16 protein-coding genes are annotated in these 19,762 nt (G+C 69.2%); 7 read left to right on the top strand and 9 right to left on the bottom strand.

The genetic code is table 11. From position 1 onward, the window contains the following. Window positions 1-94: 94 nt before the first annotated feature. The 3 genes from AB0N06_RS07970 to AB0N06_RS07960 form a co-directional block, all read right to left on the bottom strand. Window positions 95-796, bottom strand: a complete 702-nt coding sequence (locus tag AB0N06_RS07970) for a lytic transglycosylase domain-containing protein (protein WP_366133837.1) — start codon at window positions 794-796, stop codon at window positions 95-97. Window positions 797-1,186: 390 nt separating this feature from the next. Next, window positions 1,187-2,509 carry a PhoH family protein gene (locus tag AB0N06_RS07965; protein ID WP_366133836.1) on the bottom strand — a complete coding sequence of 441 codons (1,323 nt, stop codon included), beginning with the start codon at window positions 2,507-2,509 and terminating at the stop codon, window positions 1,187-1,189. Window positions 2,510-3,073: 564 nt separating this feature from the next. Then, window positions 3,074-3,835 carry an isoprenyl transferase gene (locus AB0N06_RS07960; RefSeq protein ID WP_358857923.1) on the bottom strand — a complete coding sequence of 254 codons (762 nt, stop codon included), beginning with the start codon at window positions 3,833-3,835 and terminating at the stop codon, window positions 3,074-3,076. 200 nt (window positions 3,836-4,035) lie between these two features. Between AB0N06_RS07960 and mgrA the strand changes: the two genes are divergently transcribed. Next, a complete protein-coding gene (gene mgrA / locus AB0N06_RS07955) occupies window positions 4,036-5,076 on the top strand; it encodes an L-glyceraldehyde 3-phosphate reductase (protein ID WP_366133835.1) in 1,041 nt (346 codons plus the stop codon). 388 nt (window positions 5,077-5,464) lie between these two features. Then, entirely contained in the window at window positions 5,465-6,619 is a 1,155-nt protein-coding gene (locus tag AB0N06_RS07950; protein ID WP_366133834.1) for a winged helix DNA-binding domain-containing protein, read from the top strand. 95 nt (window positions 6,620-6,714) lie between these two features. Here the strand turns inward: AB0N06_RS07950 and AB0N06_RS07945 are convergent, their stop codons facing one another. Next, window positions 6,715-7,521, bottom strand: a complete 807-nt coding sequence (locus tag AB0N06_RS07945; RefSeq protein WP_366133833.1) for a prepilin peptidase — start codon at window positions 7,519-7,521, stop codon at window positions 6,715-6,717. A gap of 104 nt (window positions 7,522-7,625) precedes the next feature. On the opposite strand from AB0N06_RS07945, the gene AB0N06_RS07940 reads away from it, so the two are divergent. The 4 genes from AB0N06_RS07940 to AB0N06_RS07925 all read left to right on the top strand — a co-directional run bounded on the left by AB0N06_RS07940 (window position 7,626) and on the right by AB0N06_RS07925 (window position 11,325). Continuing rightward, window positions 7,626-7,997, top strand: coding sequence for a DUF192 domain-containing protein (locus AB0N06_RS07940; protein WP_366133832.1), 372 nt, complete (start codon window positions 7,626-7,628; stop codon window positions 7,995-7,997). Between the two features lie 211 nt (window positions 7,998-8,208). Next, the gene (locus tag AB0N06_RS07935; RefSeq protein ID WP_366133831.1) at window positions 8,209-10,236 is read left to right on the top strand and encodes a hypothetical protein; all 2,028 of its coding nucleotides are present in this window, start codon (window positions 8,209-8,211) and stop codon (window positions 10,234-10,236) included. Window positions 10,237-10,270: 34 nt separating this feature from the next. Continuing rightward, window positions 10,271-10,855: a hypothetical protein gene (locus tag AB0N06_RS07930; protein ID WP_358857915.1), complete on the top strand. Its 585-nt coding sequence runs from the start codon at window positions 10,271-10,273 to the stop codon at window positions 10,853-10,855. Between the two features lie 20 nt (window positions 10,856-10,875). Beyond that, window positions 10,876-11,325, top strand: coding sequence for a DUF3592 domain-containing protein (locus tag AB0N06_RS07925; RefSeq protein ID WP_366133830.1), 450 nt, complete (start codon window positions 10,876-10,878; stop codon window positions 11,323-11,325). Window positions 11,326-11,405: 80 nt separating this feature from the next. Here AB0N06_RS07925 and AB0N06_RS07920 read toward each other — a convergent pair whose 3' ends face one another. Then, window positions 11,406-11,924, bottom strand: coding sequence for a hypothetical protein (locus AB0N06_RS07920; RefSeq protein WP_366133829.1), 519 nt, complete (start codon window positions 11,922-11,924; stop codon window positions 11,406-11,408). 199 nt (window positions 11,925-12,123) lie between these two features. Between AB0N06_RS07920 and AB0N06_RS07915 the strand changes: the two genes are divergently transcribed. Beyond that, on the top strand, window positions 12,124-14,499 hold the full coding sequence (locus AB0N06_RS07915) for a hypothetical protein (protein ID WP_366133828.1): 2,376 nt from the start codon (window positions 12,124-12,126) through the stop codon (window positions 14,497-14,499). A 177-nt stretch (window positions 14,500-14,676) separates the two neighbouring features. On the opposite strand, the gene AB0N06_RS07910 is transcribed toward AB0N06_RS07915, so the two are convergent. The 4 genes from AB0N06_RS07910 to AB0N06_RS07895 all read right to left on the bottom strand — a co-directional run bounded on the left by AB0N06_RS07910 (window position 14,677) and on the right by AB0N06_RS07895 (window position 19,646). After that, window positions 14,677-15,408 carry an Imm52 family immunity protein gene (locus AB0N06_RS07910; RefSeq protein ID WP_366133827.1) on the bottom strand — a complete coding sequence of 244 codons (732 nt, stop codon included), beginning with the start codon at window positions 15,406-15,408 and terminating at the stop codon, window positions 14,677-14,679. A 25-nt stretch (window positions 15,409-15,433) separates the two neighbouring features. Further along, window positions 15,434-17,842, bottom strand: a complete 2,409-nt coding sequence (locus AB0N06_RS07905) for a Tox-REase-5 domain-containing protein (protein WP_366133826.1) — start codon at window positions 17,840-17,842, stop codon at window positions 15,434-15,436. A 126-nt stretch (window positions 17,843-17,968) separates the two neighbouring features. Continuing rightward, complete coding sequence (locus tag AB0N06_RS07900; RefSeq protein WP_366133825.1) at window positions 17,969-18,562, bottom strand: hypothetical protein; 594 nt, start codon at window positions 18,560-18,562, stop codon at window positions 17,969-17,971. A 214-nt stretch (window positions 18,563-18,776) separates the two neighbouring features. After that, a complete protein-coding gene (locus AB0N06_RS07895; protein ID WP_366133824.1) occupies window positions 18,777-19,646 on the bottom strand; it encodes an LLM class F420-dependent oxidoreductase in 870 nt (289 codons plus the stop codon). Between the last annotated feature and the right edge of the window lie 116 nt (window positions 19,647-19,762).

The raw sequence follows: 19,762 nt of genomic DNA, 5'->3' as shown, positions 1-19,762 counted from the left end.
CCCGGAGCCGTTCGGACGACGGTACACGCGCGAAGCCCCTCACCGTAGGACGGTGAGGGGCTTCGTAAGGTTGAGACCGGAACCTCGGAAGGTTCTAGTACCAGTGGTTGGCCTGCCAGAAGGACCAGGCACCGCACGGGGAGCCGTAACGGCCGTCCATGTAGTTGAGGCCCCACTTGATCTGGGTGGCCGGGTTGGTCTGCCAGTCGGCGCCGGCGCTCGCCATCTTGGAACCGGGGAGCGCCTGGACGAGACCGTACGCACCGGAGGACGCGTTGGTCGCCCGGTAGTTCCAGGTCGACTCGTGGTTCACGATGTTGCTGAAGCACTGGTACTGGTCGCCGGGGATCATCTGGCGAGCCATCGCCTGGACTTCGGCCACGGTGTACGAGCTCTGCGTGGCGAAGGCGGAGGCGGAACGCACCGCGGACCGGCTGGCGCGCTCGGCGTCCTTCTTGGCCTGCCGCTCCTTCGCCAGCTTGTCCTCGGCCGCCTGCTTCTTCGACTCGGCGTCCTTGGCGGCCTGGATGCGGGCCGATTCTTCCGCGGACTTCTTCGCTGCCGCGTCGGCCGCGGACGCCTGGGCGTCCGCCTGCTGCGTCAGCGAGGCGGTCTGCACCTGGGCCTGCTGGCCCGCAGGGATGTCGGCGAGAAGCGTCGTGTCGGCTGCGGTCGCCTCGAAGTTGTTGTCGTCGGCAGCAGGAGTGCTGCCCGATGCAACGCCTACGACGGCGCCGACGGTGGTGACCGCAGTGGCAGATGCCACGGCGAACCCCCGGACCGAGATCCGGCTCACACGGTGTCCTTCCAGCATCGCCCGCTTAGGTGACCTCGCGGACGCAATCGTGCCCCTGGCGCTGGCCTCCCTACTGCTTGGGTCACGGGAGGCACGGGCCCGGTGGGCGACTCCCCTGGAGGAGTGCCGCGTGGTGCTCGCGGGCGGCATACGGACGGCGATTGTTGAGTTGTCTGGTGCGTGGCACCTGTGGAGGTGCGGGTGTGCCGTATGCGGGGCCTGACGGAAGCAAGACTCTGCCGGAACGGGCCACCGCGAAGCAATTCTCCGTTGCGTGTGAAAGCTCACACCCCGTTTGGCCCACGTGTTTTACGAAAAGGGTGCCGCAGCACAATGCCGCCCGGCTAAGCTCCTTGGCTCGCCGGGCGGCACCAATGGTCGTATCCCGTGTCAGATCTGGCCTTCCTCCAGCATTTCGGTCACCAGTGCGGCGATCTGCGAGCGCTCGGAACGGGTGAGCGTGACATGCGCGAAGAGCGGATGGCCCTTCAGCTTCTCGACCACGGCGACGACTCCGTCGTACCGGCCGACCCGGAGGTTGTCCCGCTGCGCCACGTCATGCGTGAGCACCACTCGGGAATTTGCCCCAATCCGGGACAACACGGTCAGCAGGACGTTCCGTTCGAGCGACTGCGCCTCGTCGACGATCACGAACGCGTCATGGAGCGAGCGGCCCCGGATGTGGGTGAGCGGCAGAACCTCCAGCATCCCGCGCCCCAGCACCTCCTCGATCACCTCGCGCCCGGCGACCGCCGAGAGCGTGTCGAAGACGGCCTGCGCCCACGGGCTCATCTTCTCGGCCTCGGTGCCGGGGAGATAGCCGAGCTCCTGGCCGCCGACCGCGTACAGCGGCCGGAAGACCATCACCTTCTGGTGCTGCCTCCGCTCCAGGACGGCCTCCAGGCCGGCGCAGAGCGCCAGCGCCGACTTGCCTGTTCCGGCCCGGCCGCCCAGCGACACGATGCCGACGTCCTGGTCGAGCAGCAGATCGAGCGCGATGCGCTGCTCGGCGCTGCGGCCATGGATCCCGAAGGCCTCCCGGTCGCCGCGGACGAGGCGCACATGGCCCTCGGCGGTGATCCGGCCGAGTGCCTTGCCGCGCTCGGACTGCAGGACCAGTCCGGTGTGCACGGGCAGGTCGGCGGCCTCGGGGACGTAGAGCGTCTCCTCGCCGAAGAGCAGATCCACCTGTTCGGCGGAGAGGGGCAGTTCCGACATACCCGTCCAGCCGGAGTCGGTGACGGCGAGCTCGGCGCGGTACTCCTCCGCGAGGAGGCCGACCGAGGATGCCTTGATGCGCAGCGGCAGATCCTTGGAGACGACCGTGACGTCGTATCCCTCGGCCTGGAGATTGCGCGCGACCGCGAGAATCCGTGAGTCGTTGTCCCCCAACCGGTAGCCGGCGGGCAGTACGCCGGGGTCGGAATGGTTGAGTTCGACGCGCAGCGTCCCGCCGAGATCCCCGAGCGGAATCGGGGCATCCAGCCGGCCGTACCGGACCCGGAAGTCGTCCAGCAGGCGCAGGGCCTGCCGGGCGAAGTAACCGAGCTCTGGATGGTGCCGTTTGGCCTCCAGTTCCGTGACCACGACGATCGGAAGCACAACTTCGTGCTCGTCGAACCGGGCCATGGCGTTCGGATCGGCCAGCAGGACGCTGGTGTCGAGAACATAGGTGCGCCTGTCGGGCATGCGGCGCTTTGTGCTGGTCACCACGGAAGGACGTACCCCCTCGGAAGAGGTTGGGGTGCGACGGCGTCGCGGAGCATCCCAAAGGGAGAGGACGGACCGGGCTGTGACCCTCTTGCACGGGCCGAGCGCCGGCCCCCCGCGTCAGCCGCACAGTATGTACGGTCCTTCGTGTGCAAAGGGCCTCCCGGGCGAGCGGACTCCATGCCGCTCACTTGGACACGACGTCCGCCTGGTTTTGACCGGACGTCGACCTGTCAGGGGTATTCCCTCGAACACGCGAAGCCATGCCGCGCCGGGGGCGCGGGTGAGCCGGGAGTGATAACCCAGGGGGGCGTGGGTTCGGGTGTGGGCCGCCCGGGGACAGCGCCCCGGGCACGCGGGTCCGGGCCAACCGGCCAGGAGTTCCGTCCTCGAACGCCGGACAGGCTGTTCTTCGGACCCGCCCCGGCACGCGGGCCCCGGCCGGGCTGTCGAGCCCGTCCGGCGATGGACGACGGGACCGGTGGCGTCGGGGGCGGCAAGTGACGACTCCGGGCACGGGGGTCCAGGCCTACCCGGCCGAGGGGTCCGTGGAGGAGACGGGCGGCGTCAGCCGCCGAAGCGGCGGCCTCGGGCGGCGTAGTCGCGCAGCGCGCGGAGGAAGTCGACCTTGCGGAACGCCGGCCAGAAGACTTCGCAGAAGTAGTACTCGGAGTGCGCGCTCTGCCAGAGCATGAAGCCGGACAGCCGCTGTTCGCCGCTCGTGCGGATCACCAGGTCCGGATCCGGCTGCCCCCGCGTGTAGAGGTGCTCCGAGATCAGGTCGGTGGAGACGATTTCCGCCAGGTCCTCGAAGGACGTCCCCTTGGACGAGTGGTCGAGCAGCAGCGACCGGACCGCGTCCGCGATCTCCTGCCGACCGCCGTAGCCGACGGCGACATTGACCAGTATTCCGTCGACCCCGGACGTGGCCTGCTCGGCCTCCTTGAGGACGGTCTGCGTGTGCGCGGGCAGCAGGTCGAGGGTGCCGACGTGGTGGACGCGCCACCGGCCGTCCGCCGCCAGGTCGCGCACCGTGTTCTCGATGATGCCGAGGAGCGGCGTCAGCTCGGACTCGGGCCGGTCGAAGTTGTCCGTGGACAGCAGCCACAGGGTGACGACCTCGACATCGGTCTCACTGCACCAGCCGAGAAGCTCCTGGATCTTGTCCGCACCCGCCTGGTGCCCCTGCGCGGCCGTGCCGCCGGACGCCTTCGCCCAGCGCCGGTTGCCGTCGAGGATGACACCGATGTGCTTGGGCACCTGGGCGTGGTCGAGGCGGGCCTCCACCCGGCGTGCGTAGAGCCCGTACACCAGGTCGCGCAAGTTCACTGAGTTCACCTCTCGGTTCCGTGCGGGCCCTCCCGCCCCATTGCCCGGGGCCCGGGGTCGACCCCGTGGGAATCGTCACACTGGTCCGCAGAGTCCGTAGCTCCGCCGTGCCGTGGCAGTCCCCGAGGCCGCCACATTACTGCGCAGGCACCGCACCGGCCCAACCCGGCCTGTCACAAGTCCGTGATAAGGAGGGAAACGTGACTGATTCTTCTTTCTCCTACCGGGCCGCCGGTTCGCGCTATGACTCCATGGAGTACCGCCGCACCGGCCGCAGCGGCCTCAAGCTCCCCGCCGTCTCGCTCGGCCTGTGGCACAACTTCGGCGACGATCGCACCCTGGACTCCCAGCGGGCGATTCTGCGCCGCGCCTTCGACCTCGGCGTGACCCACTTCGACCTGGCCAACAACTACGGGCCGCCGCCCGGCTCCGCCGAGCTCAACTTCGGAAAGCTCTTCCAGCAGGACTTCGCCCCGTACCGCGACGAACTGATCATTTCGACCAAGGCCGGGTACGAGATGCACCCCGGCCCGTACGGCGAATGGGGCTCCCGCAAGTATCTGCTGTCGTCGCTCGACGCCTCACTGAAGCGGATGCAGCTCGACTACGTCGACATCTTCTACTCGCACCGCTTCGACCCGGACACTCCGCTCGAGGAGACCATGGGCGCGCTGGCCTCCGCCGTGCAGCAGGGCAAGGCGCTGTACGTGGGCGTCTCCTCGTACAACTCGGAGCAGACCGCCGAGGCGGCCGCGCTGCTCAGGGAGATGGGCGTGCCGGCCCTGATCCACCAGCCGTCCTACTCGATGATCAACCGCTGGATCGAGGACGACGGGCTGCTCGACACGCTGGAGGAGGCCGGCATGGGCTGCATCTCCTTCGTGCCGCTCGCCCAGGGGCTGCTCACGAACAAGTACCTGAAGGGCATCCCGGAGGGTTCACGCGCCACCCAGGGCAAGTCCCTCGACCCGGATCTGCTCTCGGACGAGGTGGTCCGCCGGCTGAACGGGCTGAACGACATCGCGCAGCGGCGCGGCCAGTCACTCGCTCAGCTGGCACTCACCTGGGTGCTGCGGGACAGCCGGATGACGTCGGCCCTGATCGGTGCTTCGAGCGTGAAGCAGCTGGAGGAGAACGTCGCGGCGCTCGCCGGGCCGGCACTGTCGGCCGAGGAGCTGAAGGAGATCGACACCTTCGCCGTGGACACCGCCGGCACCAACATCTGGGCCGGCCGGGGCTGAGAGTCCGGTCTTCGCCGGACGGGTACAAAAAACGGGCCGGTCCGTGGGGGGGGGGATACGGACCGGCCCGAGGGGGGGTTTCCACCATAACCCTTCGTAAGTGATGCTGCGTGCCACGCCACCCGACAATTACTCTCCGAATTCGGTGGACTCCGGTCCGAGCACAGCTCCTGGGGGCGGAAAGGGCGGATGAGGCGGGTGTGCTGCCGGAGGCGTCGGCTTGACGCCGGCCCCCACGCCAGGGGTCGGTGACCGCCCTCCGGCTTCACGCAGCCGGAGCCAGGACCAGCGCCGTCGCGCCGATCAGGACCGCAGCTGTGCGTCTCACAGAGGTCGTGGGGCGAATATGGGACAGCCTCTGACCCGATGGGCCGCTAGTTTCCACATCATGACGACCCGAGCAGCAACCATGACCTGGACCGGGGCGAACGCCCGCCGGATCGAGCGCCAGGGCCTCTCCGCCCCCCTGGCCGCCTCCCCCGCGGACGCCGTGGCGGCGATGCTCGCCGCACACGCGCAGGTGCGGTCCGCCGCCGAGCTGTCCGTCGGGCTGCGGCTGACGGGCGGTACGTGTGCCGACGTACGCACCGCGCTGTGGACCGACCGCACCCTGGTCAGGACGTACGGGCCGCGCGGCACCGTACATCTGCTGCCTGCGGCCGAATTACCGATGTGGACCGGCGCGTTGTCCGAAGTTCCCACCGGGGCCGGTCCGCTCCGGGAGGACGTCCGGATGAGTCCCGGGCAGACCGAGGAGGTCCTGGCGGCGATCGGCGACGCGCTGACGGGCGCCGAGCTGACGATCGACGAGCTGTCCGACGCGGTGGTCGCCCGCACAGGTCCGTGGGCCGGGGACCGGGTGATACCCGCGTTCCAGGGGCTGTGGCCGCGCTGGCGGCAGGTGATGCATCTGGCGGGCCACCGCGGTGTGCTGTGCTTCGCCCCGGACCGGGGCCGCAAGGTCACGTACACCAACCCGGGCGCCATCGCGCTCGACGGTCCGACGGCGCTCGCCGGACTCGTGCGGCGCTATCTGCACGCGTACGGCCCCGCCACCCCTGCGCACTTCGCCAGATGGCTCGCAGCGCCGACGAGGTGGGCCGTGTCCCTCTTCGCGGAGCTGGCCGGGGACGGGGCGATCGAAGAGGTGGCGTACGAGAGCGGCGGTACGGCGTGGCTGGTGGCGGGCGACACCGGATTCCCCGCCGGACCGGCGCGCGGGGTGCGGCTGCTCCCCTATTTCGATGCGTTCGCCATCGCGTCCCAACCGCGCGAGCGGCTCTTCCCGGGCGCGGCGTACGAGCGCGCGCTGGCGCGCGGTCAGGCGGGGAACTTCCCCTTGCTGCTGATCGACGGAACGGTCGCCGGGGTCTGGCACCAGCGCCGCTCGGGTCGCCGGATCGCGGTGACCGTGGAGCCGCTGTCCCCGCTCACCGCTGTACAGCTGCGGGGGCTGGAGGAACAGGTGGAGCGGGTGGGGACGGTGCTGGGAGGGAAGACGGAGCTGACGGTCGGGAAGGTGACGGTGGGGCCGCACGCGTAGGACCTGCCTTTCGGATCGACGTGATCCAATCGCCGGCGGTCCGTGAGCGGTACGGCAGGTTACGGCCTCCCCCACTCCCCATGTGCCGGTCGGTCTTAGAGGCCGCCCAACAGGAGCCCGAGCAGGGCGCCCCCGATCATGAACGGCCCGAACGGGATGCCTGTCTTGCGCCCGGCCCGTCGCAGGATCATCAGCCCGAACCCGTACACCGAACCGAACACGAACCCGGCGAAGCCTCCCGCGCAGACGATCGCCCACCCGTACCAGCCGAGGGCCACGCCCAGCGACAGGGCGAGCTTGACATCGCCGAAGCCCATCCCGTTCGGGTTGATCAGGAAGAGCAGGAGGTAGAAGCCGCCGAGCGCGAGCCCGCCGAGCAGCGCGGAGGTCCACGATCCGGCATGCTCCGGAAGCAGCGCCGCGCCGCCCAGGAGCAGCGCGGCCGCCCCGGCGAGCGGCAGCGTCAGCTGGTCGGGCAGCCGGTGGACGCGGCGGTCGATGGTGGCGAGAAGCACGGCGACGGGGGCGAGCAGCAGCCAGACGACGAGCTCGGGGCGGAGTCCGGTGGCCGCGGCCAGGGCGGTGCAGCCGAGGGCGGTCACGGCCGGGGCGAGGAGGGAGGGGGCGTAACGCTCAGCCGTTCTCCCGGCTTCACCACTGCCCGCATCCGGCACGGAAGCGGCAACCGCCGCCGCCCGCGGAGCCGTCCGTACCCCGGCACACGCAGCGCACCGGGGAGAACCGAGCCAGCCGCGGGCCACCCCACTGAAAGGGTGGCCGGCGGGGCAGGTGTCCCGCCATGCGTCGTCCGGTTCGACCGAGAACCGGTAGGCGGCGCGAGGGACCAGCAGTCCGGTCGCGGCGCCCCAGAGCGCGGCGACCCCCAGCAACATGGCGAACACGGAACCGACCCTAGGCCGGTGGACGCGCACGGGTCATGGGTCCAGGGGCCCACTGCGTGCGGTTCCGGGCCCAACGGCGGTCACCGGGCGCTACCTTCGGGGCCATGGGTCAATGGCGCAATGGAAACGGGACGTTGACGGTCACGGACCGGGAGGACGGGCCGGAGCAGGAGGTGCCGCTGCGGATCGCCGCCTCGTACCGGGCGCGGTCCAAGGGGCTGCTCGGTCAGGACGGGATCGATGGGGCGCTGATGATCACCCCGTGCGGGAGTGTGCACACGTTCCGGATGCGGTTCGCGATCGATGTGGCGTACCTGGACCGAAAGTTCAACGTGGTGGCGGTCCACACGATGAAGCCGGGGCGGCTCGGGATGGTGCGGCTGCGGTCGCGGCACGTGATCGAGTCGGAGGCCGGGACGATGGAGAAGTGGGGGCTTCGGCCGGGAGCCCGGGTGCGGGTCGTCCAGACCTCCTGACGCGGGGACTTGAGACCGGCCGGCACATGGGAGGTGGGAGATCTGCTGCGCCGCCCGATCGCCGAATTCGCCGCCACCGCTGCGCACTTGGGTCCGGCTTTGGGGCCAAGGACCCAGGTCACGCGGCCAGTTCGCCCGTACGCTCACGCCACACCCGAGGTTCAGTCAGCGGGGGACGAGTAGGGCGAGTGAGTGTCGGAGAGGGAGAGCCGTGAGCAGTGGTGGGGGCTGGGGACACGGAAGCACGGGCCATATACCGCCGGGGCAGGGTCCCGGCCGGCCGGGTGGTGGTGGCCCCGGCTGGAACGGCGCAGCCCGGAACGGCGGCGGTGCGTTCTTTCCGCTGACGCGCAGTTGGGCCGTCGGCGCCCTCGTCTACATCGTCACCGGCTTCCTGGTGAGCCGCGGGCTCGTGGAAACCCTCGCCACGGGTGCGCGGCTCGAGGAGTTCAGCTGGCGGCTGGGCCTGCTGCATGTGCCCAGCGTCATCACCACTCTGCTCACCGTCCTGGCCGCCGCCCGCGTCCTGCCCGAGGAGCAGCGGGAGTCCCGCCCGGCGTATCTGGCCGCCGCGCTGGGTGTGCCGGTCGCCGGACTCACGTACGGCCTCGTCGTCTCGTGGCATCTCGTCGGTGTCGAGGGCGTGTTGATGCCGCTCGTGGTGCTGGTCACCGGTTCGGCCGCCGGGCTGGCCGTCGACCGGCTGCTGGAGGAGGACGACACCGCGGAGTCCGTCACCCCGAACTCGTACGCATGGCGGGACAGCGGCGCCACCGCCATGGAGTACCTCGGGGTGATCATCCTCGTCGTCACGATGATCGGCGCGATGGCGATGGCCGGTGTCGGCGGTCAGATCGGCGAGCGGATCCGGTGTGCGATCAGTTCGCTCGGTGGCGGCGGGGGGTGCACCACCGGTGGCAACAACCCGGTCGCGAAGCCGAAGACGGATGCCGACTACGAGCCCAAGCTCTGCCAGATCTCCAGCGTCTCCGAAACGGTCGGCGACAAGGTCAAGATCGGCTGGTTCGAGTGGGGCAACGAGTACGGCTTCCAGCAGAAGGTCAGCCAGGCCAAAACGGATGTGAACGGGGACGGCAAGGTCGACGAGAACGACAAGCTGGTCTACATGACGTTCACGGACGCCGCATCCGTCGGCGTCAACGCCAGCACTCCCGGCTTCAAGCTCGGCAAGCTGGGCAAGGCGGACATCGACGTCGGCGGCGGCGTCAAGATCACCAACGGTGACACCTGGGTCTTCAAGAGCGAGGAGGACGCCAAGAAGATGCGGGAAGACATCGAGGAAATGAAGATGTGGGAGGCCTCCACGAAGTACAGCGGCGCCTACGGCGGTAACTGGTACTCGGGGATGAAGTGGGCGGACAAGAAGAAGGACGTCGAGAAGCAGATCGGCAACAAGAAGATCTCCTACTCGACGATCGGCCTCAATGCGTACGCGGACGGCGGTCTCAACATCAGCGCGGGCGACGAGTCCAAGCTCGGCGCGAAGCTCGGCGGCAAGGTCAAGTTCTCCCCGGAGGTGACCATCTCGAAGGACGACGTCAACGGCAACGAGTCGTACACGTACACCGCCAAGCTCGAACTGGAGGGCAAGGTCAGCGGTTCGGCCGGCCCGCTCACCGGTACGGCCGGGGCGAAGGACACCCGTACCGGGGCCATCACCGTCACCCGTGACCAGAAGACCGGCAAGATCGTCCGTATCGACATGACGAAGACGGTCGAGACGGGCTCCACGTCCGACAAGGGCGAGGCCAAGGGCGACAACGGCAAGAAGGACGGCGACAAGCGCGGCGGCAAGGCGGGCGCCACCGACTCGTCCGGCGACACGGGCATCGAGGTCCAGACGAACTCGATCGTCTTCGGCAAGGACACCGACAAGGCGACCGAGGACAAGCGGGCCATCGCCGAGCAGTGGCTGGACGGCAGTGGCAACAACACCGCTCCGTTCGAGTACATGTTCGGCGACAAGTCGCTTCAGCAGAAGCCCGACGGAACCGACCCGTTCGACCAGATGATGTTCCAGGACGGTCTGTCGAGCACGATGCAGTACCACGGGAAGACGGACGCCCAGGAGTTCGGCTTCGAGGTCTCGCTCGGCATGAGCCTCGGATTCTCCCTCTCGGACGAGCACAAGAAGGAGAAACTGACGGACGCGCAGTTCCTCGGAGCTCCGCAGGGCGACAAGCGCGCGTTCCTCCCGTACAGCTACTGCGCGAAGTGAGCCCCGTACGCAGTACCCCGCACAACGAAAGGCGATGACGGCAGTGAGGAAGTCCCGGACGTCCGGCGCGGTTGTTGCCGCCGCCCTCGGTCTCACCCTGCTCACCGGCTGCGGCTCCTCGGACGCCGCCGCCGTCCCGGACGGCTGGGGCACGCTCGACACCAAGAGCGTGTCGGTCGGCTACCCCGAGAACAAGGGATACAAGGAGCAGTCCGCCGCCGACCGCAACAAGAACAACGCGGCCGTCGCGCTCAAGGAGGAGGGCGGGCTGCGCACCGGCATGGTCTCGGTCCAGCTCGACTTCGCGACCGGCATCGACGACGCGGGCGAGGCCGCTTCCGCGGCGGGCGCGGGCATCGGCCTCGGTGCCACCCGCAAGGGCACCACCGACGTGCGGCTCGCGGGCGAGGAGAGCGCCCGCGAGGCGCGTCGGATCGACTACGAGTTCACCTCGTCCGGCAAGGAGCAGACGCCGGCGAGCGGCACCCGGATGACGGGCGTCGTGGTGGCGGGAGTCGATTCGAAGCACGTACCGTTCGCCATCCGGATCAATGCGGTGAAGGGCTCGCTGAGCGCTCAGGACCTCGACGCGTTCGTGGACTCGATCACCGTGAAATAGCGGGTGGAGGACTGGCGTTCATGGATGTACTGCCCGGCGGGACCGCCACGTTCCTGCTGCTCTTCGGCCTGTTCCTCGGTGCGTTCGCCGTACGGTCGGCGCTGCGGCTGAGCCGCGTGCTGAGCTTGGTGCGGCACGGGGAGCGGGCCGAGGGGCGGTGTGCGGAGCGCCGGGTCGTGGACCGGGGGGCGGACCGGGAGCGGAGCTATGCGACGGAGTACGTGTTCGCGTTCCGCACGCTCGACGGCCGCGAGGTCGAGTTCGTCGACCATGCGCCGGGCCCCTTCGGCTTCGAGGTCGGGGCGCCGGTCCGGGTCTCGTACGATCCGGCGGACCCGGTCAGGCGCGCCACGGTCGCCGGTCCGCGGGCCTGGGGTCCGGTGCTGATGCCCGCGGTGTTCGCGGTGGTGCTGGGGGTGTTCGCGGTGGGGCTGCTGCTCGGGTTCGCGGCGATGCGGGGCTGGATCTGACAGCCGCCGTCCGGACCGGCCGTCCGGCCTCATGTGGGCGCGCGCATCCAACCCGCCGGCGACGATCGCGGCGGCCCCGGCTACTCCACGTCGTCGTCCTCGTCGACGTCGCCCATCACGTCGGAGAGGTGCTGGGCGATGGGGCTGCCCAGCTCGTCCTCGGTGCAGAACAGTCCGTGCACGGCGCCCATCGGATAGATGGCCTCCTCCGTGTCCTCGCCCGGCATCCCCACACAGGGGTCGTCGATGACCCCTGACGGATCCGCCTCCCCGAACAGGGAAGGCAGTTCGGCGCCCTTCACGGCGAACGGCTCGAACTTCCACACCGCCCCGCGGGTGCGGCACACCACTTCCCCGATGTACCAGCACGCCCCTTGAAGGAATGCGTCGCGTCGCGCTGTGCGAGTCTCCGCGTCGCTGTCGTACCGGCTGCGGATGAGGGCCTCCAGCGCGTCCAGGGACCGGGGGGAGAAGTCCCATGTCCCGGAGGTGCCGGTGGCCTCGGCCCAGTGCGCGAAGCTCCGGGCGCGTTCGGCCAGCCACGCCGACAGGTCGGGGTGGGACTGCGGGTCGATGCCGTGGTCCGTGCGATCAGCCATGCCGCCCACTGTAGACAGACTCCCGGACCACAGGGACGAACTGTCCGCCGTGTCATACCAGTTGACACGCCACACCTCGACAAACCGTTGTCTCAGACGACGCATCAGGATCTAGGGTGTAGGGCTGGACGGTGGCAAGCACGGGGGCCCGCACCGTCCAACTCCGTGTCCCATGAGCCCCCCCCACAGGGACAGACACTTGAGTACCTCCATACGATCACGCATACGATTCCGGCTGGCCGCCTGCTTCGCCACCGCTGCCGCAGCCGGACTCGTCGTCACCGGCCTGCCCGCCTTCCAGAGCACCGCCGACGCCGCACCGGGCAAGATCCGCTGCGATGAGAAGTTCCTCGGCCGCAAGTACAACATGGACGAGGCCCGCGGCATCCAGGGCAAGAACACCCCCTACAGCCAGAACCCCGAAGACACCTGGGGCGACTACTTCTTCGACAACCCCTCCCACGCCTTCGACGGGATGCCCACGCCGGACCAGGCGAAGCTGGACGCTGCCGGCAAGACCGAAGACGACGTCCAGAAGTGGAAGAAGAAGTACGGCCAGACCGGTGACCCGCAGTACCGGGCCCTGGAGATCTACGCCCGCTTCAACAAGCAGCTCGTCGGCAGCGGCCCTCGGAAGATGAAGGACTTCCCGCTCTGGCTCGACCAGCGGGTCATCGGCAACGAGGCCAACCAGCGCAAGGGCGACGGCTTCGAATCCCGTGTCGTCAAGCAGTTCAAGCTCGTCGGACCGGACTGGATCTGCCAGAAGGAAGTGCCGGTCTTCGACAAGGACGGCAAGGCGGACATCAACCCCAAGACCGGCGAGCAGGCGGTCCGCAAGTACGACGCCTACAACGCCAAGACCAAAGAGTTCGTCGAGTTCAAGTCCAACGGCAAGCACATCGCCGAACAGCTCCGCTGGGACAAGCACATCCTGCGCAACAAGGAGTACGCCGACCACAAACTCCGTCTGATCACCGGCGACGAGACCACGGGCAACACCAAGCGCCAGTACGCGACCCTGAACCGGCAACTCCAGAGCGAACGCGGCACGAGCCTGCCCCAGGCCACCATCCGCGAGCAGCGCGCCAACGGCCACGCCCGCTGGACGCCGAACAGGTACACCCGCTACGACAAGGTCTTCAACCCCGATCCGCGCCGCGTCGGCTCCTACGGCCCGCTGCACGACGACGTGTGGCGCTCGGCGAAGAGCCCTGAGCAGGCACGCAAGCTCCAGCACCAGTACAACCAGGTCAACACGCGTGGCGGCTTCGGGCGGCCCGGAGGCATCGACTTCTCCACCCTGGAGCTTCAGTACGTCGGCAACCCGGCCAAGGGCAAGGGTCTCGACTACTCCTTCAAGGCCGACATGGTCGAGGACGAGGACAAGAACCCCGGCTGGGGCGGTGAGCAGCGCCTTCAGCTCTCTTCCGATGCGATGTTCGCCTGGCTCGCGCTGACGCCGGACAAGTTCTGGGTCAACCTCAACCCGGACCAGCCCGACAAGATCATGGACAAGACGTTCGGGAAGACCGACGCCGGACGTGTTCTGCTCCAGGCCGACCTGGAGATGAAGCACGACTACGCGCGCGACATGGACCCCCGCAGCGGCATCGGCAAGCAGTACTGGGATGCCATGGCGGCCGCGAACATCCCCTGCGGGCACCAGATCCGGCTGTGGATCGTCCCCAAGACCGCCAAGGTCCGTGCCGACAACAACGGCCTGTACATCCTGGATGCGCCGCTGAAGGTCAACGCCGAGCCGCAGAAGGTCAACTTCCCCAGCCCCAACGGCAAGTGCGACCTGACCGAGGCCCAGATCAACACCTCGCAGCGTCTGGTCGATCAGTACGTCATCCCCGACGTCGAGGAGAAGGTCAACAGCGGGAGCGCGTACGCCGACCTGCGCCGCGTCTACAACGCCCGCGTCGCGGCCGAGTACATCCGCACCCAGGACAAGGACCACGTCACCGACTTCCGGCCCATCATCAACAGCAACAACGTGGCTCGGTGGCCACTGCGGGGCGAGGCCAGGACCTGGACCCCGAAGCAGACGTGGGACGAGTACATGAAGTCCTACACACAGGGCGACTACAGCTACCCCTGCCAGGTCGACGGCCAGAACAAGACCTGCATCATGGGCGGCGTCGACTTCTCCAAGGCCCCGAAGCGCAACATCTCCAAGACGGAGTTCAACGTCCAGCACCCCAAGACGGACACCACCACCAAGACCTCCAGGACCACCACGGTCACCTACCGCAACAGCAACACCGTCATGTTCGGCGGCTCCAGCTCCGGCAAGGTCTACAACGGCGGCGGGACCGAAACCCCGGCCCCGAAGCCGACCAGCACGGGCAAGCCCACCAGCAATCCGACCCACCAGCCCACCACCCCGGCACCGGACCCGTCCGGCAGCCACACTCCCGCCCCCACCGGCACCCCCGAGGACCCGGACGGCAACCTCGCCCACACCGGCTCCGACACCCCCGTCGGCCTGATCGCCTCCATCGCCGGGGCACTCGCCGTCGGCGGAGCGGGCCTGACCTGGTGGATGCGCCGTCGTAAGACGGAGTAAACGAGAGGCCCTGGCAGCCACACCCGCACGCCAGGGCGCTCACAGCGAAGGCCCCGCCCCCACGGCACGGCAGTTCCAGGGGGGCGGGGCCTTCCTCCTGACCGGCCCGTTAGTGCTGTGACGGCTGTCTGTTCAGGGGTGGTGGTCGGCAGTCCTGCGGCACCACCTGCCGAAGTACTACGGGAGCGTGGCCCGGTCGAACGGCACCGTCAGCGGCTCCAGTGCCCCGGCCGCCAGCAGCTGCCTGTTCACCTCGGTGATCGTCTCGATGCCGGGCAGCTCCGTGCCACCGCGCGTGAGATCGACGACCAGGCCGCCATCTGTCGTACGGGTGTACGTCCCCGGCAGCCCCTCCGGTACGCGGTCCGCCCGGCCCGGCGACAGATACACCGACCGGCCTGCGCGCGGGGCGCCGGCCCGGAGCCCGAACTCCGTCTTCACCGCGCGGAACTCCTCCCTGCTGTACGCCTCGCCCCAGTCCGGGCCCCAGCAGGAGACGAGCGCCTCCAGAACGTCCGTGGACCGCCGCACCAGTTCCGGCGCATCGTCCGCGGCCGAGAGGAGCCCCACCACGCACGAGTCGGGCGCGCGGTTCGCCGATCCTCCCGCGGTGATGGAGACGGTCACCTTCACCGTCTCCAGCCGTCCCGACCACAGGGACGCGGTGTAGCCGATGTACGGCGCGTCCGGGTCCGGGTTGGTGAGCAGCAGGTACTCCGTCAGGGCGGGCACACCGGGCTCGACCGGCGGTGCCGTCGGATCGTCCTCCGCCTCCGCCGCCCGCCAGGTCCCGCAGGCATCGGCGTCGATGCCGCCGAGGGTACGGAGCAGGTGCCCCCAGCGCTCGGCGACTTCCTGCGGGTCCTCCTTCCGGACGCCCCACAGCCCGTGGACCGTGACATTCAGCAACGGGGTCTCCTCTCACGCTGCCCGGTCAGGGCTTCACCGGGGTGTGCACCACAGTAATGTCGAGGCCCCTGTCGTCGAACATCTCCTGCGTGGCCCTGGCCACGTCGGGGTCCGACATGTGCCAGACCACGGGCTTTCCGCGCGCGGCGTCGAGCTGCCGTGTCGCCTGCTGCACCCAGCGGTTGGTCGCCAGGCTGGTGAGCTGGCCCGACTCCTCGTTGTAGAACCGGGTTCCGCGGTAGCCCCACTTCGTCTCGATGTACGTCTGGTTCGCAGAGTCCCAGCCGTCGAACTCGACGGGCTTGCCGTCCATCTTGTCGAGCGGAACCTCGTACTCCTTGCCGCGTTTCACGCCGGAGACCTGCTCCTGGTAGCGGGCGCCCATCTCCTGCGGGTAGGCGTACGTGTCGGCGCTCTTCGACTTCCACTTGCCGTCACCGAGGTCCTTGGTGCCCGCCCGAGGGTTCTTGAGCTGGTCGTACCAGGACGGCTTCTCCATCTTCGCGAGCCGCTTCCGCTCGGCCTCGCGCTTGGCGGCCTTGGCCGCCTTGTCGGCCTCGTCCGCGTCCTTCTTCGCCTGCTTGGCCGCCTCGACCTCTTCCGGTGAGGCCTCGCAGCCCTCGGCACGGAAGCCGGTGGGGAGCGTGACGTATCCGGCGTACGCGGCCCGTGTGGCGCCGGATGCCGTCGTCCGTGTCGTCGTGGCTGCTGTCGTGCCTGCCGTGGTGCGTACGGAGGCCGTGGTGACCGTGGTGGCGCCCGGCCGGATCCCCGTACGGCCGAGGGGGCCCGCGCCGATCGGGCAGCCCTTGCTCTCGACCTTCTTCTCCAGGTCGTCGGCGTGCTGACGCGCCTCCTTCGCCGCCTTCTCCGCGCCGCCCACATCGCCGGCCTTGGCGAGCTTCCTGGCCTTGGAGGCGGCGTCCGACGCCTTCTGGGCCAGCTCACCGATCTTGCCGAGCTTCCCGAGCTTGCCCAGCTTTCCGGCCTTGCCGATCAGCTTGGCTTCGCCGTAGCCGGGGATGAAGAGCGAGCCGATGTTCCAGAGACCGGTGCCGATCGCCTGGCCCTCGTTGCCGTTCTTCCACATGTCACGGACTTCGTCGCCGATGAACATGTCGTCGAGGACCTTCACGCCTGTGCCGCCGGACGCCTTGGTCCAGTCCCAGACGGCGCCGAGGTAGTCACCCTTGGACCACTTGTCGCCCGCGCCCTTGGAGTCCTCGACCCACTTGTCGCCGAGGCTCTTGCCGTAGTCCTTCAGGCCGTTCCACGCCTTGATGGGGTGAATGATCGTGTCGAAGGTGCCGGTGACATCGCCCCACAGGCCGTCGCCGACCAGGCCCTTGAAGAAGCCGCCGGTCTGGTGGGCGGCGCATGAGAAGAACGCTCCGACGCCGGAGGTGCAGCCTTCGTCGTCCTTCTTGTCCTGGCTGCCGTCGTAGTCGCCGTAGTCGGCGTCCGGGCCCTCGGTGGGGTCCATGTCGTCGCCGCCCTGGTCGACGTCGCCGTCCTGGGTGGTGGTGTCGGTGCCGCCCGAGCCGGTGGTCCCGCCGTTCCCGCCGGTGCTGTCGGATCCGCCCGAGGCGCCGGAGCCCTCGGTGGAGCCGCCCGAGCCGTCGGTTCCGCCCGACGCGTCCGAGCCTCCCGAGTCCGACCCGCCGGAGTCCGAACCCCCGGACGCGGCCGACCCGCCCGAGCCGGTGCCCCCGCCCGCGACCGCGCCACCCGAGTCCGTGCCCCCACCGGTCGTACCGCCCCCGGCCTCCACGTCGCCGCCGCCCGGTGCCGGGCACGCGCTGCCGGTCAGCTGGCAGATCGCGCTCCGGATCTCCCCCGTCAGCTGGGCGCCGATCCCTGTCGCCACGAGGCCGCCGATGAGGGCCACGACCACCAGGACCAACCCCAGGTACTCCATGGCGGTCTGGCCGCCGTCCCGGCGCCACTTGATCATCCGGGCGATGCTGAACGGCCGGTGCGGCTGCCGCTGCTCCAGGGAGAGTTCGAACCAGTCGCGGGAGGACGGACGGAACAGCAGGACGACGATCACGAGCGGCATCACCAGCTGTGTCGCCCCGCGCCCGCCGCCCGCGCCCAGCGTCGCCAGCGCGCCGAGGGTGAGCCAGACGTGGACGGCGAGGAGCCCGCGCCAGATCCAGATGCCGCCGGTACGCAGGTACAGCGAGAGGACGAAGGCGCAGACGCTCGGCAGTGCCGCGTACAGCAGCAGTCCGATCAGCTTTCCGTCGACCTCGTTGATCGACGACGCCACGGTGAGCACACCGATGCCGCCCAGGACCGCGAAGACGAACAGCGTCCGGACGAGAATCAGTACCGCCTGCAGCGGGCGCGGCAGCGACTGCCTGCCGGAACGGGTCGGAAAAACGCCGCCGCCGGCGCCGCCCGGAACTGCTACTCCGCCTGTGCCAGACACGACGAGTCCCCCAACTGGTCGGCGCGTGACCAGACTTGGGCCACTTCACTTATCCGACCACATCGCCTGGTCCAGGGCATGGGCCCCAGGGCCCAAACCCGGACCCGAGCTCCCGACCTGCGCGCCCTACCTGCTGGGGACCTCGCTCCCGAACAGCATCCACGGCGACTGCTCGAAGGACGTCACACGTGACAACTGCGGCTGCATGTCGGCGATCTCATGCCGCACGGCAAGCGTGTCGGGCCAACTGTCGAAGAAGGTCGTGCCGTTGACGATGACCGCCCGCCAGTCGGTCGCCGCCGACGCGCCCTCCCGGTCGACCACGAAACCGAGGCAGAGCAGGGACGCCCTGCCGATCGCCTCCCTGATCGCGCGCACGGCCAGTTCCTGCTCGTCCCGGGACAGCCAGTACAGCCCGAATTCGAGGGAGACGATGCCGTCCCGTGTGCGGCGAAGGCGCACACGGATCTCCGCGCCGCGCTTCACCCAGAGCAGGAATCCGATCTCGTCGAGCCGCTGCAGGCCCGCCAGGAGCGCGAGCTGCTCCCTGGTCACCCACGACTGGGTCATCACCGGCTCGGATCCCGGAGTGACGAGGGTGATGCGTCGGGTGGCGGGGTGGGTGAGCCGCAGTCCGGCCGCATCGAGATCACCGAGCAGCGACTCGGCATCGGGGCGGCTCCAGCCAAGGTGGTACGAGTAGAAGAATCCGTCACTCATCGACGCTTCACCTCATCGGTGTGGGGGCACCTCGCCAGTACGAATGGGGCGTGAAGTTCTCCGTGCGCGCGGGCATGCCGGATTGCCGCTTCAGGGCGGCGTCGTCACATGCCTCACGGTTGGTCGTGCACGAGCGTAATGAGCGCGCCGGAAGGGGGCTTGGGCCCACGGGCCCACCACCGGCCCCAAAGAAGGTACGAGGATCCGGAGGCCGTCAGCCGATCGTGGCGAGCCTGGGCACGATGCGCGCGGCCACCTGCTCGGCGAAGCTGACCGGATGCCGGTCCGGCAGCACCTGGACCGCGCTGATGCCGAGCTCCGCGTACGCCTCGACGTCGGCGAGAAACGCATCGGTCTCGTCCAGGACCGGCCTGCTGAACATCAGGGTCTTCTCGATGGCGTCGTAGTCGCGTCCCGCCGCCTCGCAGTGCTCCCGCAGCACATCGAGCTTGTGGGCCACCTCGTCGACGTCGGTGGCGAACAGGTTGCACGCGTCCGCGTATCGGGCGACCAGCCGCAGCGTCTTCTTCTCGCCCCCGCCGCCGATCATGATCGGCGGCCGCTCCCCGATCGGCTCCGGCACGCAGAGCGTCTCGGCCAGCTTGTAGTGCCGCCCCTCGTAGGGGCCGTCGTCCTCGCTCCACATCTGCAGACAGATCTGGAGTGTCTCCTCGAGCCGCTCGAACCGCTCCGCCACCGGGACGACCGGCACCCCGAGCCCGCGCTGCTCCCGCTCGTACCAGGAGGCGCCGAGCCCGAGCACCGCCCGGCCGCCGGAGAGCACGTCGAGACTGGTGACGATCTTCGCGAGCAGGCCGGGGTGGCGGTACATCACGCCCGTGACCATCAGCCCGAGCGTCATCCGTTGGGTCAGCGCGGCCACGTACCCGAGGGCCGTGTACCCCTCCAGCATCGGCTCGTCGGCCGCGCTCTGCGGGGTCTCCATCTGGAAGTAGTGGTCCATCACCGTGAACGACGCGACCCCGCCCTGGTCGGCGATCCGCGCCGACTCGGCGAGCGTGGGCGCGATGAGCGCGGGGTCGGCCGGCTGCGAGTAGTTCCAGTAGTGCAGACCGAGCTTCACGTCCACTCCTCCACGCCGGACACCTTCGGCAACCTTGTGCAGTCCTCGTCACGATAGACGCATCCGGCCGTACAGGCACCGCCTGTACGGCCGGACGGGTGCCGGCCCCACCCGGC

The organism is Streptomyces sp. NPDC051020, from assembly GCF_040683105.1.
In the GTDB taxonomy this organism is placed as follows: domain Bacteria; phylum Actinomycetota; class Actinomycetes; order Streptomycetales; family Streptomycetaceae; genus Streptomyces.
Note: the sequence above shows the minus strand (reverse complement) of the source record. Positions and strands in the feature narration are given on the sequence as shown.

Coding starts and splice junctions, on each gene's coding strand:
- AB0N06_RS07930 (WP_358857915.1), top strand. CDS start 10,271: ATGACGGCAGTGAGGAAGTCCCGGACGTCCGGCGCGGTTGTTGCCGCC.
- AB0N06_RS07900 (WP_366133825.1), bottom strand. CDS start 18,562: ATGAGTGACGGATTCTTCTACTCGTACCACCTTGGCTGGAGCCGCCCC.
- AB0N06_RS07940 (WP_366133832.1), top strand. CDS start 7,626: ATGGGTCAATGGCGCAATGGAAACGGGACGTTGACGGTCACGGACCGG.
- AB0N06_RS07920 (WP_366133829.1), bottom strand. CDS start 11,924: ATGGCTGATCGCACGGACCACGGCATCGACCCGCAGTCCCACCCCGAC.
- AB0N06_RS07925 (WP_366133830.1), top strand. CDS start 10,876: ATGGATGTACTGCCCGGCGGGACCGCCACGTTCCTGCTGCTCTTCGGC.
- AB0N06_RS07950 (WP_366133834.1), top strand. CDS start 5,465: ATGACGACCCGAGCAGCAACCATGACCTGGACCGGGGCGAACGCCCGC.